Raw genomic sequence first — 13,309 nt, forward strand, 5'->3', positions numbered from 1 at the left:
CCCGCATATCTCTTCAGATATTAGCAATGTCAAAGAGCAACCCAGAAGACAAACAACCAGACCAGTGCGCCCTAACTAACCGGCGCGCCGCCCTCATTTACCCCTGAATTATCCACCTTCCAGACCATCCGAACCTCAGCCCGCCAACCCTTCCGATGCCCCCGCGTCCGCCTCAGCAGCGCCGGTGAAGGGGGTTCTACGGTTAGTCACCAAACTCCGCAAGCGAAAAAACACGCGCTTTGCAGATTTTTCTTTGGGTTCGTTTTCTCCATGAAAACAGCGTTTTGGCGCAATAATCGGTCGCGCTCCATCCACCCTGCGCAATTCGTGAAAGCCCGCAACCAGATTTAGTGAGGCACCGATATGAACACGCAAGACCTGCTGTTCATGCCTGCCGCAACAGCCTGAAACTGCGCAGACGTTCGGGGCGCACACGGCTCAGCAGAAGCACTGCAATGACCGCAGCGTAGAGGATCGGTTCCCATTGAAAGCCCTTTACCAACAACAAGAAATGCAGCGCGCCGAGAATCGCGATGGGATAGACCAGCGTATGGAGCTTGCGCCACGTGCCCGGCCCCAGCCACCGCAGGCTCCAGTTGTTCGAGGTCAGTGCCAGCGGCAGCATCAGGACAAACGCAGCCATCCCGACGGTGATGTACCAGCGCTTGACGATGTCTGCCCAGACATTCTGGAACTGCACATCGAGCACCAGCCATGTCAGGAGATGTGCGAGCAGATAGAAGAAGGTGATGACGCCTATCGCCCTGCGGAACTTGAGCAGGTTCAGACCCACCCAACGGCGCAGCGGCGTGACCGCAAGCCCCGCGATCAGCAGCCAGAGGCTCCAAAGGCCCAATTCATGCTCGATGCGCTTGGCGGGGTCGATGCCAAGCGCGCCGGTGAGGCCAAGATAGAAGATGACGAGAACCGGCATGGGAGCCAGTATATACAGCACCCACGCAGGGACGCGACGCAGCGCAGCGTTGAGATAGTCGACCACGGCCTAGAACGAGATCCGAAGGTCCATGCCGTCATAGAGGCTGGCCACCTCATCGGCATACCCGTTGAACATCAGCGTCGGCTGGCGCGTGGCGAAGATGCCGCTGCCGATCAGACGCTCCGTGGCCTGCGACCAGCGCGGGTGATCCACTTCGGGATTCACGTTGCTGTAAAATCCGTATTCGCGCGGATTGGCGACATTCCAGCTTGCGGGAGGCTCGTCCTCGACCAGCGAGATGCGGACGATCGACTTGATCGACTTGAACCCGTATTTCCACGGCACCACCAGACGCAGCGGTGCGCCGTTCTGCTTGAGGATGTCGCGGCCGTAGATGCCGGTTGCCATCATGGTGAGCGGGTGCATCGCCTCGTCAAGGCGCAGGCCTTCGACATAGGGCCAGTCCAGCACAGGGCGCGACACGCCGGGCATCTCGTCCGGGCGCAGGGCTGTCTCGAAGGCGACGTATTTCGCGCCGGATTGCACCCCGACCCAGTTCAAGAGGTCCGCCAGTTCAAACCCGTTCCAAGGGATGACCATCGACCACGCCTCGACACAGCGGAAGCGGTAGATGCGTTCCTCGACGGTCATCTGGGACATGATGTCGGCAAAGCTGTAATCGCCGGGTTTGTCGACAAGCCCGTCGATCCGCACTGTCCACGGATCAATGGTCAGGGCCTGCGCATAGCGCGCCGGATCTTCCTTGCCGGTGCCAAACTCGTAGTAGTTGCAATAGTTGGTGATCTCTTCCCAGGTGTTCGGCTCGAGCGACTCCTGGGCAAGGGCACCCTTGGGCACCGCGCCGGCGATGCCACCAGCGGCAAGACCAGCCATCAATTGCCGACGGTTCAGAAAGGCAGAATACGGGGTCACGTCTTCTGCGGTCAGGGTGTTTTTCCAACGATGCGCCATGCTGTCCTCTTTGTCCTTGTCCATTGAGGATATAGAGGCAGCGCGTCACATCACCAAACCAACTTGTCTCACGTCTGCGTAATGGGCCTGAAACCTGTGCAGGCGGCGCACACTCCCGGGTGCGCCTCGCGCAGCCTAGCCTTCGATCATCTCGACCCGTGTCGCGTGGCGGCCACCCTCGAACGCGGCACCGAGAAACGCATCTACGATATCCAGCGCAAGCCCCTCACCGACAACCCGCGCCCCGATCGACAGCATGTTCGCATCGTTGTGCTGCCGGATCATCCGCGCCGAGAACGTGTCGGAACAGACACCGCAGCGGATGCCCGTGACCTTGTTCGCCGCCATCATGATGCCCTGCCCGGTGCCGCACAGGATGATCCCCAACTGGCAGTCACCCGATGCCACCCGCTCCGCTGCGGCCTTGCCGTGCTTTGGGTAATGCGTGCTTTCGGGTGTGGTGGGGCCGATATCGACGACATCCCAGCCCTGCGCGGCAATGTGCTGTGCAATCGCCTGCCGGAGGCCGATGGCAGCGTGATCGCTGGAAAGTACAATGCGTGTCGCGTCGGTCATGTCCACGGGTCCTGTTGCTCGAAAGGGTGATTGCTGTGAACCAGATACCGACGCCATCGTCAATTCCTGCAGGCTGCGACAGGCGACGCCGCGAAATGATGGTCAATCAGGGCACTCAAGGCGCAGCGACCAGGAGTCCGGAGCCGACGGCCATCGCATGAATGGTCGAACTCGCCAGACGGTCACATTCAATTCGTTGCATCTAAAACAGGGATCACGTTAGACTGCCCCAACGTCCCCAGCTTACGGCACGGATTGCCACAAAAGGATCCCCCATGAAACGCCTGCTCGCCATATTCGCCCTGACACTCGCGGCATCCCCGGTCTTGGCTGCCGACATGATCACCTACGACAGCGATCAATCCTTCGACGATGTCACCTTCGGGCTCGAGAACGCGATCCTCGACGCCGGGCTGGTCATCGACCATGTCAGCCACACCGGCGACATGCTCGAACGCACCAGGGGCGATGTCGGATCGGATGTCACGCTGTTCCTCGATGCCGACATCTACAGCTTTTGCTCTGCCAAGCTGTCCCGCGAGGTGATGGAGGCTGATCCGATGAACATCCTGTTCTGCCCATACGACATATTTGTCATGGTCCGCCCCGAAACACCCGAGGTCACGACGATCGGCTTTCGCACCTTTCCCGAGGGTGCGATGAAATCCGTAGAGGCGCTTCTGGACGACCTTGCGAGGGCCGCGATCGGGTTCGATTGATAACGGGTTCATGACGCGGGATCACAAGAATTTCACTTGAAATAGCAAAGGCTTGCGGCTTAGTCGGCGGATCCCTTTCGTCAAGCGACATCGGCGGATTCCCCCGCTGATCCAAATGCGGTTGGCGCGCGTTGAAACCTTAGATGTGCAAGACGCATCAGAACGCATTACAAAAAGGACGACACTTATGTTTCGTAAGACAACACTCGCCCTCACAGCTGCCGCATCCATGCTGGCCAGCACCGCATTCGCCGAAGGTCACTCCAAGGATATCGTCGACACAGCAATCGAAGCTGGTTCGTTCGAGACACTCGTCGCTGCCGTTCAGGCCGCTGGCCTGGTCGAAACACTGAAGGGCGAAGGCCCGTTCACAGTGTTCGCTCCGACCGACGCAGCCTTCGCCGCTCTGCCGGAAGGCACCGTCGAAAACCTGCTGTTGCCGGAAAACAAGGACCAGCTGGTTTCGATCCTGACCTATCACGTCGTTCCGGGCAAAGTCATGTCGACCGACCTCATGGACGACATGGAAGCCGAAACCGTTCAGGGCGCGACCGTGACCATCGACCTCGACACTGGCGTGATGGTTGAAGGCGCGACCGTAACCACGGCTGACATCGAAGCCTCCAACGGTGTGATCCACGTGATCGACACCGTGATGCTGCCGGAAGGCTGAAGCCAGGCTTCACGACTCTAAAAAGGGGCGGTCTTCGGACCGCCCTTTTTCTTGCGCAGACGCAATTTGCAAACCGTCGATCCAACTTTGCAAACCCTGCCGATGCCCATCAAACGCCCCTTGAGGCGCCCTGCCAAACGCTTAAACATGCGCGCATGTTCGAACAATTGCGCCACACTGGATTTGATGTCGAAACCCGCAACCATGCGGGTGCGATCCTGTCGGTCGATTTTCCGGACATTTCGGGCGAACTGGAATCCGCGCTGCTGGACCTCAGCATCCCAGCGGAGGAACTCATCGGTTCCGGTGGTGGTGAGGCACTGTCGACTCAACGGCTGCGCAAACGCCTCTATGAAGATCACTGGCCCAAACATACGTTCGACTTCAGGCTGATCGTCGATGGGCGGGAAACCGTGTCCCACAGCCACGAGATCGACCATGTCCGCAGAACGACGCTTGGCAAGGTCGCGCTCGAGATCGAGTGGAACAACAAGGATCCCTTTTTCGACCGCGATCTGGAGAACTTCCAGCGCCTGCATGCGCAATCAGCGATTTCCGTGGGGATCCTGATCACACGCGGCGCGAGTCTTCAGGACGACATGCACGGGTTGATCCTGCGCTGCATCGAAAAACACGGCTTTCACGACGAGGCAGAGATGGTCGAGGCCTTCGGCATGAAGGATCGGACCCGGCGCCAGCGCGACAAGGTGCAACGGCTGATGAATCAGGGCCTTCCCTTTGCCCATGCCTTTTCCAAGCAGTTCGTCAGCGACAAGTTCGGCGCCGCCACAACGCATTGGCAAAAGCTGAAGGACCGGATCGACCGGGGTGTCGGCAATCCCTGCCCTTTGCTGCTGATCGGATTGTCCGCGTCAATCATTCAAGAGTGACAGTTGCGCTGGCTCGATGGTGCGTCATCGCGTTTCGATCAATCGAAACGACATCGCCCGCCGGAGTTACTCTGCCGCAACACCGGAATTGTGCTTGTAGGTCTTCCAGGTCGGCTTGTAATCGTCGCTGGCCTGATTGCCCCAAACCGTCCAGCCATCCCGGACACCGCGGCCGAACAATTCAAGATATGGCCCCCAGGAACAGCTTTCGATGATCTTGTACTGCTCATCAGGTTTGCGGCTGTGCTCGCGCTTTCGCGTCTTGAGCACGTCACCATCAGGCTCATCGGCTTCGATATAATTCACCTGGCTCCGCCCCGGTCCCAGGGTGCGCACATCCTTGCCCCGAACTCCGAACAGCAGGATTTCCGTCACGTTCCGAAAATAGAACCCGACACCGCGCCCGTCCGGCCCGCCATCCTTGCGCACCTTTTCCCAGATGATGTTCGACTTGTACTCAAAGCCCCAGGCGTTCAGCACCTGCAACCCATCGGGCAAGAGCGCATTGGGCACCCAGAGATAACAATGTGCCCGGTCCTCGAGATGACGGGCCACGGGCAGTGCACAGATCTCTTCCAGCTCCATCGTGGGGTATCGCGCAAGACGCTTGTGTTCGGGCGCGACCTTGCCTGTCCGGTTCTGGAACCGCCATGGCGGGTCTGCCATGACAGTCGCAAAGCGGTCGTCGCCCAGGAATTTGCGCAGATCGTCCGCAGCTGTCATGACTCACCTCTTGTTGTGGGTTCGTTCTTGTCTAATTCAATATTTGGTATCGGGCAAACAAAGATCGCGCGTCGCAGACGGTCAGCATGACGCCTGTGCCTTAAAACTTTGCAAACCGCATGACGGAGTTTGCAAACCCGCAACAGGCAAAGTCGAAAAAGGCGGGGTCACCCCCGCCATTCCCAAGATCAAAGGCTCAAGCTTCAATGCACAACGGCATCATCCGGGCGCGGCCGATTTGAAGCCGCGACGCGATCCCCGATGATCAACCCTTCGGCGCCTGCCGTGACCGGAACCAGGTCCCCATCGGCGACATCCCCCGCCAAGAGCATCTCGGCCAGCGGATCTTGAAGCGCGCGCTGGATCACCCGCTTCAAGGGCCGCGCGCCGAAGACCGGATCGTAGCCTTCCTCGGCCAGCCACTTGCGCGCGGCATCGTCCAGCTGCAGGTCGATCTTGCGCGCCGCAAGCCGCTTGAGCAGCCGCGACATCTGGATATCCACGATTCCGTGCATGTCCTCGCGCTTGAGCCGGTCGAAGATGACAGTCTCGTCCAGACGGTTCAGGAACTCGGGACGGAAATGCGCCCGCACCGCGTCCATCACGTCGCGCTTGGCCTGTGCGCCATCGGCCCCGTCCGGCAGTTGAGACAGCGCCTGCGACCCAAGGTTCGAGGTCAGCACGATCAGCGTCTGCTTGAAGTCGACCGTCCGACCCTGACCATCGGTCAACACACCGTCATCGAGCACCTGAAGCAGCACGTTGAACACGTCCGGATGCGCCTTTTCGACCTCGTCGAACAGCACCACCTGATACGGGCGCCGCCGCACGGCTTCGGTCAGAACGCCACCTTCGTCATAACCGACATAGCCCGGAGGTGCGCCGATCAGGCGGGAGACGGAGTGTTTCTCCATGAACTCCGACATGTCGATCCGCACCATGGCGTTATCGTCGTCGAACAGGAACTCGGCCACCGCCTTAGTCAGTTCGGTCTTGCCCACGCCGGTCGGCCCGAGGAACAGGAAACTGCCCAAGGGACGGTTCTCGTCGTTGAGACCGGCCCGTGCCCGGCGCACCGCGTTGGCAATGGCCTTGACCGCCTGATCCTGACCGATGACGCGCTTGTGCAGTCCGTCTTCCATACGCAACAGCTTGTCGCGTTCACCTTCGAGCATCTTTGACGTCGGAATCCCGGTCCAGCGTTCGACCACGCCTGCGATCTGTTCGGGGCGCACGGCCTCTTCGACCATGACATCGTCGTCCGAACTCTCTGACGCGGCCAACTGCTTTTCCAACTGTGGAATCACGCCGTAAGACAGCTCACCTGCCTTGGCGAGGTTGCCTTCGCGCTTGGCGATTTCAAGCTCTGCCCGCGCGCGGTCCAGCTGCTCCTTGACATCCCGTGCCGAGGCCAGCTTGTCACGCTCCGCCTGCCACTTGGCTGTCATCTCGGACGATTTCTCTTGCAGGTCGGCAAGATCCCGTTCCAGCTTCTCAAGCCGATCTTTCGACGCCTGGTCATCCTCGGAACGCAGCGCCTCGACCTCGATCTGCTTTTGCAGGATGTCTCGGTCCAGCGCGTCCAGCTCTTCTGGCTTGCTGTCCACTTCCATCCGCAGCCGCGCGGCCGCCTCGTCCATCAGATCGATGGCCTTGTCCGGCAGGAACCGGTCTGTGATGTAGCGATGCGACAGTGTCGCCGCCGCCACCAACGCAGAGTCGGAAATCCGCACACCGTGGTGAAGCTCGTACTTTTCCTTGATGCCCCGCAGGATCGAAATCGTGTCCTCGACCGTCGGTTCCTGAACCAACACAGGCTGGAAGCGACGGGCCAGGGCCGCGTCTTTCTCGACATGCTTGCGGTATTCATCCAGCGTCGTGGCACCCACGCAATGCAATTCGCCCCGCGCCAGCGCAGGCTTGAGCAGGTTCGACGCATCCATCGCGCCATCGGCCTTGCCCGCGCCCACAAGCGTGTGCATCTCGTCGATGAACAGGATGATTTCGCCCGCAGCAGAGGTCACTTCGGACAGGATGCCTTTCAGCCGCTCCTCGAATTCACCGCGATATTTCGCACCGGCGATCAACGCGCCCATGTCGAGCGCCAGAAGCCGCTTGTTGCGCAGGGATTCAGGAACGTCACCATTGATGATGCGCAGCGCCAGACCTTCGGCAATCGCGGTCTTGCCCACGCCGGGTTCCCCGATCAGAACCGGGTTGTTCTTGGTCCGGCGGCTGAGCACCTGCATCGCCCGGCGGATTTCATCGTCCCGACCGATGATCGGGTCAATCTTGCCCTCGCGGGCCCGTTCGGTCAGATCCAGCGTGAATTTCTTGAGCGCTTCGTACTGATCCTCGGCGCTTGCGCTGTCGGCGGTACGCCCCTTGCGGATGTCGTTGATCGCGGAATTCAAATCCTGCGCATTCACCGCACCGGCCTCAAGCGCCTCTTTCGCAGGGCTCTTGACCATGGCAAGCGCCATGAGGATGCGCTCCACCGGAACAAAACTGTCCCCGGCTTTCTTGGCGATCTTTTCCGCCTCGTCGAGCACCTTGCCCGTCGCGCTGTCCAGATAGACCTGCCCCGCATCGCCCGACACCTTGGGAATCTTGGCAAGCTTGCCATCCAACGCCTGTACGACCCGCTGCGGCGCACCGCCCGCGCGTTGAATGAGGTTGGAGGCCAACCCCTGCGCATCGTCCATCAATGCCTTGAGGATGTGTTCGGGCGCCAGCCGTTGATGGCTTTCCCGCATCGCAATCGTCTGGGCCGCCTGGATGAAACCGCGCGACCGTTCCGTGAACTTCTCCAAGTTCATGGTTCTCTCCTTCTTGTTAAGCACCCCGTCTGCCAGGACGCCCGACTTCGGCACGTCCCATACTGGGCCTTCGAAATAGGAAATGGGGGCACGCGGCACCCCGTTCAAGAGGTCGTGATCACCAAGCCCGACCCCTAGTCGATAACAGTTTCATTGTCGCGATATTCAGGCCCGGACGGCGAAGGCACGCCTGCGCTGTCGGTGTCCGGATCGACCACTTCATCTGTCTGTGGCTCGGGCGACTCGCTTGTGTCCAGCGGGCTTGTGTCGATCTGCTGCGATTCCGGCGCGACCGGCCCGCCTGTCGGGCGACCGATCCACACCATCGCGGCGACCAGCAGGATGAATCCAATCGGGATCATTGCGTAAAGATACCGTCTCATTGCGAGTCCTCCGTCGTTTCTGCCATGCCTGTCTCGTTGTTGACGGTCCCGTTTTCCGGGGAAACCAACTCGTCGGCGTCAAGCAAGCGTCGGCCCTCGTCAGCAACCGTGTTGTCCGGAACGGGGTCCTGAATGCCGGTCAGGTCCGTGGCATCGGCACTGCCGTCGAGGATATCGCTCGGAACGCGCTCTACCGGGACGTTCGCCTCGTCTTCCAGAACGGTTCCCACATCGTCCGGATTGCTGCCGGCACCGGTCGGGTTCTGGGTCAGATCGTCGGGATAGGGGTTCGTCGTCGAATAGGCGACCGGACCAAATTGCCAGACGACAAACGCCATGATCGCCGCGATGACGGCGATAAGGGCGATTGGGCGTGCCATGGTCTTTGCGCCAGAGTCTTCGGTGTTCTGTGTCATGGGTCCTCCGTTATCGGGGACTCAACCCGCGGCGATTTGGGTTGTTCCTTGACGCGTCGCCGCACGCTTGTAAGACGGGGGCACCATTCACAGGAGAGCCCTGATATGTCCGATGACCGCCTGATTGTCGCTTTGGACGTGCCGAACGCAGTGGCCGGGCTGGAACTTGCCGCCAAGCTGGGTGACACGGTGTCGTTCTACAAGATCGGTCTGGGCATGCTCACGGGCGGCGGGCTGGCCTTGGCCGACGAACTCAAGCGAGAGCACGGCAAGCGCATTTTCCTCGACATGAAGCTGTTCGACATCGGGGCCACGGTCGAAGCCGCCGTGCGCGGGTTGGCGCAGTTCGATCTGGATTTCCTGACCGTGCATGGCGACCCCTACGTGGTCCGCGCCGCCAAGGAAGGTGCCTCGGGCACAGACCTCAAGATCCTCGCTGTCACAATCCTGACCTCGCTGGAGCGCAGCGATCTGGACGACGCCCTGATCCGGGATGGCGCGCTTCCCGACCTCGTGGTCGAACGCGCTGGTCGCGCTTTTGCTGCGGGAGCAGACGGCGTGATCTCATCGCCCAACGAAGCCGCGCTGATCCGCGCCCTGCCCGAGGCGGCAGGCCGGTTGATCGTCACACCGGGTGTGCGCCCGGCAGGGGCCGATCTGGGCGATCAGAAGCGAGTCGCGACGCCGGCCAACGCGGTCAAGAACGGCGTCGATCATATCGTCGTCGGGCGCCCGGTCTGGAAAGCTGCTGATCCACGCGCCGCGGCACGGGCCATCGTGGCAGAGATGCAATCACCCCAAGCGTGTCAGCCCAACGCCTGATCCAAGTAGCGTTGGACCATTTCAGCAAAATGCGGGATCGCCTCGGGGTGACAGATGTATTCGGCTGGGTCGATCAACTCCCATCCCTGCCCCTCTGAGCCAAACACGATCCGCGCTTCCGCGTCCTCCGGCAGATGCACCGCAAAGAACACGCCCGCGTTGAACCGGTCGCACCAGACAAGATCACGCTCCTCCAGCGAGAGGCCGACTTCCTCGAAGGTTTCGCGCAGCACGCAGGCCTCTGCTGTCTCGGAACCGTCACGCCCGCCGCCCGGCAGATCGAGCCGTCCGGGCCACGGGATGTCCGGCCTGTCATCCCGGCGCAGCACAACGATCCTATCCCCTATGAACAGGATCAGCTTTGCACCTCCAAAATCCTGCATGATCCAACCCTTTTGTCTGTCCCGCGCCGGGTGTATCCTCAAGACACCCCTTCGGATAGCCACCCCATGCCCGCCCTTTGCCGCGATTGTCTGACCGAATTCGATGCCGGTGCGCGCTGCCCCGCATGCCGCAGCCCCCGCGTGATTGCTCATCCAGAGCTTTATGACCTCAGCATCGCGCATATGGATTGCGATGCGTTCTACGCTTCGGTCGAAAAGCGCGACAATCCCGATCTGGCGGACAAACCTGTGATCATCGGCGGCGGACGGCGCGGCGTGGTGTCGACCGCCTGCTATGTCGCGCGGATCAGGGGCGTCCGGTCCGCCATGCCGATGTTCAAGGCACTGCAGCTTTGCCCCGATGCGGTGATCGTGACACCGCGGATGGACGCCTATGTCGACGCCTCCCGCGCGATCCGGCAATTGATGGAGGAACTGACACCCGCAATCGAACCCCTGTCGCTGGACGAGGCGTTCATCGACCTGACGGGAACTGCACGCCTGCACGGCCATCCACCTGCGGTGATGCTCGCGCGGCTGGTCAAACGGATGCGTGACGAACTGGGCCTCACCGGGTCCATCGGCCTGAGCCACAACAAGTTTCTTGCCAAGATCGCGTCGGATCTGGACAAGCCGCGCGGCTTTTCAGTGATCGGTGCCGCCGAAACCCAAGCCTTCCTGCGACCCAAACCCGTGCGGCTGATCTGGGGCGTCGGTGCCGCCACTCAGGACTCATTGGACCGCGCGGGCATCCGCACCTTCGACGATCTGCTGCGCTGGGAGATGAACGACCTCACGCAGCGGTTCGGCAGCATGGGCCACCGCCTCTGGCATCTTGCACGCGGGCAGGACCTAAGGCGCGTTTCGGCGCACAGCCCAATGAAATCCATCTCGAACGAAACCACGTTTCATGACGACACCAACGATCCCGATCTGCTGGACGGGCATCTGTGGCGCATGTGCGAAAAGGTGTCGGATCGTGCCAAGGCCAAGTCACTGGCCGGGCGGGTGGTGACGCTCAAGCTCAAGCGGTCGAACTTCACGCTGATCACCAAACGCGTGTCCCTGAGCGATCCGACTCAGATCGCAGACCGCATTTACCGTACCGCGCGGGCGCTGTTCGATCAGGTCGGAGATCAGGGCCCCTATCGCCTTTTGGGCACCGGGATCAGCGATCTCAGCCCGGCGGAGGGTGCGGATGTCTCTGGAGACCTCCTGGACCCGCAAGGCACAAAACGTGCGCAAGCCGAACGGGCGACCGATGCGATCCGGGAAAAATTCGGACCTGACGCGATCCTCAAGGGCCGCGCCCTGCGCTGAGGCTCACATCAACTGGTTTTCTTCGTCCACCGCAGAAATGCCCAACGCTTCCAGACCGGACTCGAGATGATCCGACAGATGCGGCGTGCCGATCAGGTAATCTGCGGTGGGCGTGGTGGCTTCGTTCAACGCGGTCTCGAAGGCCTCGTCCCACTCCTCGACCTCGAACGCACCACGCCCGATCCACATGATCGTGACCAGTTCCGCCTGCTCTTCTTCGGTCATGCGGTCGATGAAGCCGCGCATCTCGCCTTCGGCGCGGTTCAGTTCGCGCGCCATAACAATGACTGCGGCCACCTTGTTTGCAGTGATATGTTCCATGTCGAATCTCCCATGCCGGTGATTCAAACATGGACGACACAGGCATCTTTGACTTTGATCTTACGCAAACAGCCGGTAGTAGAGCCAGTCCGGCAGAAACTGGCTGCCCCGGAAAACCCATGAAAACAGCGTCGGAAAGCTGCGCTTGAACGCGCTGCTGTTCATGTGTTCGAAAAACTCTTGGGCGGCTTGTTCAGGTTCCATGATGAACGGCATCTTGAAATCGTTCTTGTCGGTCAGCCGTGTCTTGACGAAGCCCGGATTGATCAACTGCACGCGCACATTTGTCCTGTGCAGGTCCGCATAAAGCGATTCCGCCAGCGTCATGACCCCCGCCTTGGACGAGGTATAGGCAGCGGCGGCAGGCAAGCCACGAAAGCCGGACAGTGATCCGGTCAGCACGATATGCCCCGCATCGCGTTCCACGAATTTCGGAACGACAGCCCCCATCAGACGCATGGCACCTGTAAAGTTGATGTCGGCCATGGCGATGGCCTGATCCATGTCCCAATCCTTGGCCCCGAACGGCCAGTAGACACCGGCAAGCTGTACCACGCCGTCGATGTCGCCAACCGCCTCTGCCGCGGCCTTGACCGAGTCCGTGTCAGACACATCGACCGGAACAACATCGGCCTTTCCCGGCAGGCGACCAGCCAATTCATGCAGCTTGTCCTCGCTTCGGGCAGACAAAATCAGGTGAACGCCTGCCGCACTCATCTTCTGCGCCAGAGCTTCGCCGAGGCCTTCGCTTGCCCCGACCAACCAATACCGTTTACCTGCCCAGTCGATCACGCCGTTTCCTTCCTGCGCATGGTGGCCACCAGTTCGGCCACCTTGATTCCGTATTTGCGAAACTGGCTGCGGTTCACGATCGTTCCATTCGGCGCAAGATACATCCAGTCTGTTGTGTCCAGCACGTGCCCACCCTGATTTTCCGGCAGCTTGTACTTGTACTTGAGCCGCACCGTCGGGCCGCTTTGAATCCCCTGTCCCTCGCCCACGACATCCGACGCGGTGGCGCGAATATGGCCGTCATTGCCCAGTGTCAGGTTCCATTCACGCAGCACTTCATCGCCACTGTCATAGACGAACCGTTCCGTCATGACCCCTTTGTTGCCGGTCCAGACCGCATCGAAGTCGCCGACAAAGCGCGATGTGACGCGACCGGTTGGGCCGTAGATCACCCCTTCGCAGACAATTGGCCCGTTCAGATGGGTCCGAAGGTCGAACGCCTCTCCCCGCGCATCGGCATAGTCGGACGGGGATTGGCCGTAGAACCCAAGGTACCTGTTCTTGAGATATCCAAGGCTGAGCATGAGGCTTGCTCCGAGAAATATAAGAAAGACTGTCTCCAT

Annotated in this window: 16 protein-coding genes; 5 read left to right on the plus strand and 11 right to left on the minus strand. The window is 60.6% G+C overall.

Annotation, left to right across the window (positions count from 1 at the left end):
• Nucleotides 1-385 precede the first annotated feature (385 nt).
• From msrQ to rpiB, 3 genes are all read right to left on the minus strand, one after another.
• On the minus strand, nucleotides 386-1,000 hold the full coding sequence (msrQ, locus tag IEV82_RS18580; RefSeq protein ID WP_188483579.1) for a protein-methionine-sulfoxide reductase heme-binding subunit MsrQ: 615 nt from the start codon (nucleotides 998-1,000) through the stop codon (nucleotides 386-388).
• 3 nt (nucleotides 1,001-1,003) lie between these two features.
• On the minus strand, nucleotides 1,004-1,909 hold the full coding sequence (gene msrP / locus IEV82_RS18585; protein WP_188483580.1) for a protein-methionine-sulfoxide reductase catalytic subunit MsrP: 906 nt from the start codon (nucleotides 1,907-1,909) through the stop codon (nucleotides 1,004-1,006).
• A 135-nt stretch (nucleotides 1,910-2,044) separates the two neighbouring features.
• On the minus strand, nucleotides 2,045-2,485 hold the full coding sequence (rpiB, locus tag IEV82_RS18590) for a ribose 5-phosphate isomerase B (RefSeq protein ID WP_188483581.1): 441 nt from the start codon (nucleotides 2,483-2,485) through the stop codon (nucleotides 2,045-2,047).
• Between the two features lie 275 nt (nucleotides 2,486-2,760).
• Between rpiB and IEV82_RS18595 the strand changes: the two genes are divergently transcribed.
• The 3 genes from IEV82_RS18595 (at nucleotide 2,761) to IEV82_RS18605 (ending at nucleotide 4,767) form a co-directional block, all read left to right on the plus strand.
• Nucleotides 2,761-3,204 carry a DUF302 domain-containing protein gene (locus IEV82_RS18595; protein WP_188483582.1) on the plus strand — a complete coding sequence of 148 codons (444 nt, stop codon included), beginning with the start codon at nucleotides 2,761-2,763 and terminating at the stop codon, nucleotides 3,202-3,204.
• A 187-nt stretch (nucleotides 3,205-3,391) separates the two neighbouring features.
• A complete protein-coding gene (locus IEV82_RS18600; protein WP_188483583.1) occupies nucleotides 3,392-3,877 on the plus strand; it encodes a fasciclin domain-containing protein in 486 nt (161 codons plus the stop codon).
• 155 nt (nucleotides 3,878-4,032) lie between these two features.
• Complete coding sequence (locus IEV82_RS18605) at nucleotides 4,033-4,767, plus strand: BglII/BstYI family type II restriction endonuclease (protein WP_188483584.1); 735 nt, start codon at nucleotides 4,033-4,035, stop codon at nucleotides 4,765-4,767.
• A 66-nt stretch (nucleotides 4,768-4,833) separates the two neighbouring features.
• On the opposite strand, the gene IEV82_RS18610 is transcribed toward IEV82_RS18605, so the two are convergent.
• From IEV82_RS18610 to IEV82_RS18625, 4 genes are all read right to left on the minus strand, one after another.
• Complete coding sequence (locus IEV82_RS18610; RefSeq protein ID WP_188483585.1) at nucleotides 4,834-5,490, minus strand: MT-A70 family methyltransferase; 657 nt, start codon at nucleotides 5,488-5,490, stop codon at nucleotides 4,834-4,836.
• 203 nt (nucleotides 5,491-5,693) lie between these two features.
• Nucleotides 5,694-8,309, minus strand: coding sequence for an ATP-dependent chaperone ClpB (gene clpB, locus IEV82_RS18615; RefSeq protein WP_188483586.1), 2,616 nt, complete (start codon nucleotides 8,307-8,309; stop codon nucleotides 5,694-5,696).
• Between the two features lie 134 nt (nucleotides 8,310-8,443).
• Nucleotides 8,444-8,692 (minus strand): LytR C-terminal domain-containing protein, encoded by a 249-nt coding sequence (locus tag IEV82_RS18620; protein ID WP_188483587.1) that lies wholly within the window; start codon nucleotides 8,690-8,692, stop codon nucleotides 8,444-8,446.
• On the minus strand, nucleotides 8,689-9,108 hold the full coding sequence (locus IEV82_RS18625; RefSeq protein WP_188483588.1) for a hypothetical protein: 420 nt from the start codon (nucleotides 9,106-9,108) through the stop codon (nucleotides 8,689-8,691). Before IEV82_RS18625 ends, IEV82_RS18620 begins: the two co-directional genes overlap by 4 nt.
• 105 nt (nucleotides 9,109-9,213) lie before the next feature.
• Here IEV82_RS18625 and pyrF point away from each other — a divergent pair, with 105 nt between their 5' ends.
• A complete protein-coding gene (pyrF, locus tag IEV82_RS18630) occupies nucleotides 9,214-9,930 on the plus strand; it encodes an orotidine-5'-phosphate decarboxylase (protein ID WP_188483589.1) in 717 nt (238 codons plus the stop codon).
• On the opposite strand, the gene IEV82_RS18635 is transcribed toward pyrF, so the two are convergent.
• A complete protein-coding gene (locus IEV82_RS18635; protein ID WP_188483590.1) occupies nucleotides 9,915-10,313 on the minus strand; it encodes an NUDIX domain-containing protein in 399 nt (132 codons plus the stop codon). The two genes, pyrF and IEV82_RS18635, sit on opposite strands and share 16 nt — an antisense overlap.
• A gap of 66 nt (nucleotides 10,314-10,379) precedes the next feature.
• Here IEV82_RS18635 and IEV82_RS18640 point away from each other — a divergent pair, with 66 nt between their 5' ends.
• A complete protein-coding gene (locus tag IEV82_RS18640; protein WP_188483591.1) occupies nucleotides 10,380-11,633 on the plus strand; it encodes a DNA polymerase IV in 1,254 nt (417 codons plus the stop codon).
• A 3-nt stretch (nucleotides 11,634-11,636) separates the two neighbouring features.
• On the opposite strand, the gene IEV82_RS18645 is transcribed toward IEV82_RS18640, so the two are convergent.
• From IEV82_RS18645 to IEV82_RS18655, 3 genes are read right to left on the minus strand one after another with little or no spacing between them, the layout of a single operon-like run.
• Nucleotides 11,637-11,954 (minus strand): DUF3775 domain-containing protein, encoded by a 318-nt coding sequence (locus IEV82_RS18645; protein WP_188483592.1) that lies wholly within the window; start codon nucleotides 11,952-11,954, stop codon nucleotides 11,637-11,639.
• Between the two features lie 60 nt (nucleotides 11,955-12,014).
• A complete protein-coding gene (locus IEV82_RS18650) occupies nucleotides 12,015-12,746 on the minus strand; it encodes an SDR family NAD(P)-dependent oxidoreductase (RefSeq protein WP_188483593.1) in 732 nt (243 codons plus the stop codon).
• Nucleotides 12,743-13,309, minus strand: a complete 567-nt coding sequence (locus tag IEV82_RS18655) for a DUF3833 family protein (RefSeq protein WP_188483594.1) — start codon at nucleotides 13,307-13,309, stop codon at nucleotides 12,743-12,745. Before IEV82_RS18655 ends, IEV82_RS18650 begins: the two co-directional genes overlap by 4 nt.

Origin of the sequence: Marivita lacus (assembly GCF_014637725.1) — a bacterium.
GTDB lineage: Bacteria > Pseudomonadota > Alphaproteobacteria > Rhodobacterales > Rhodobacteraceae > Marivita > Marivita lacus.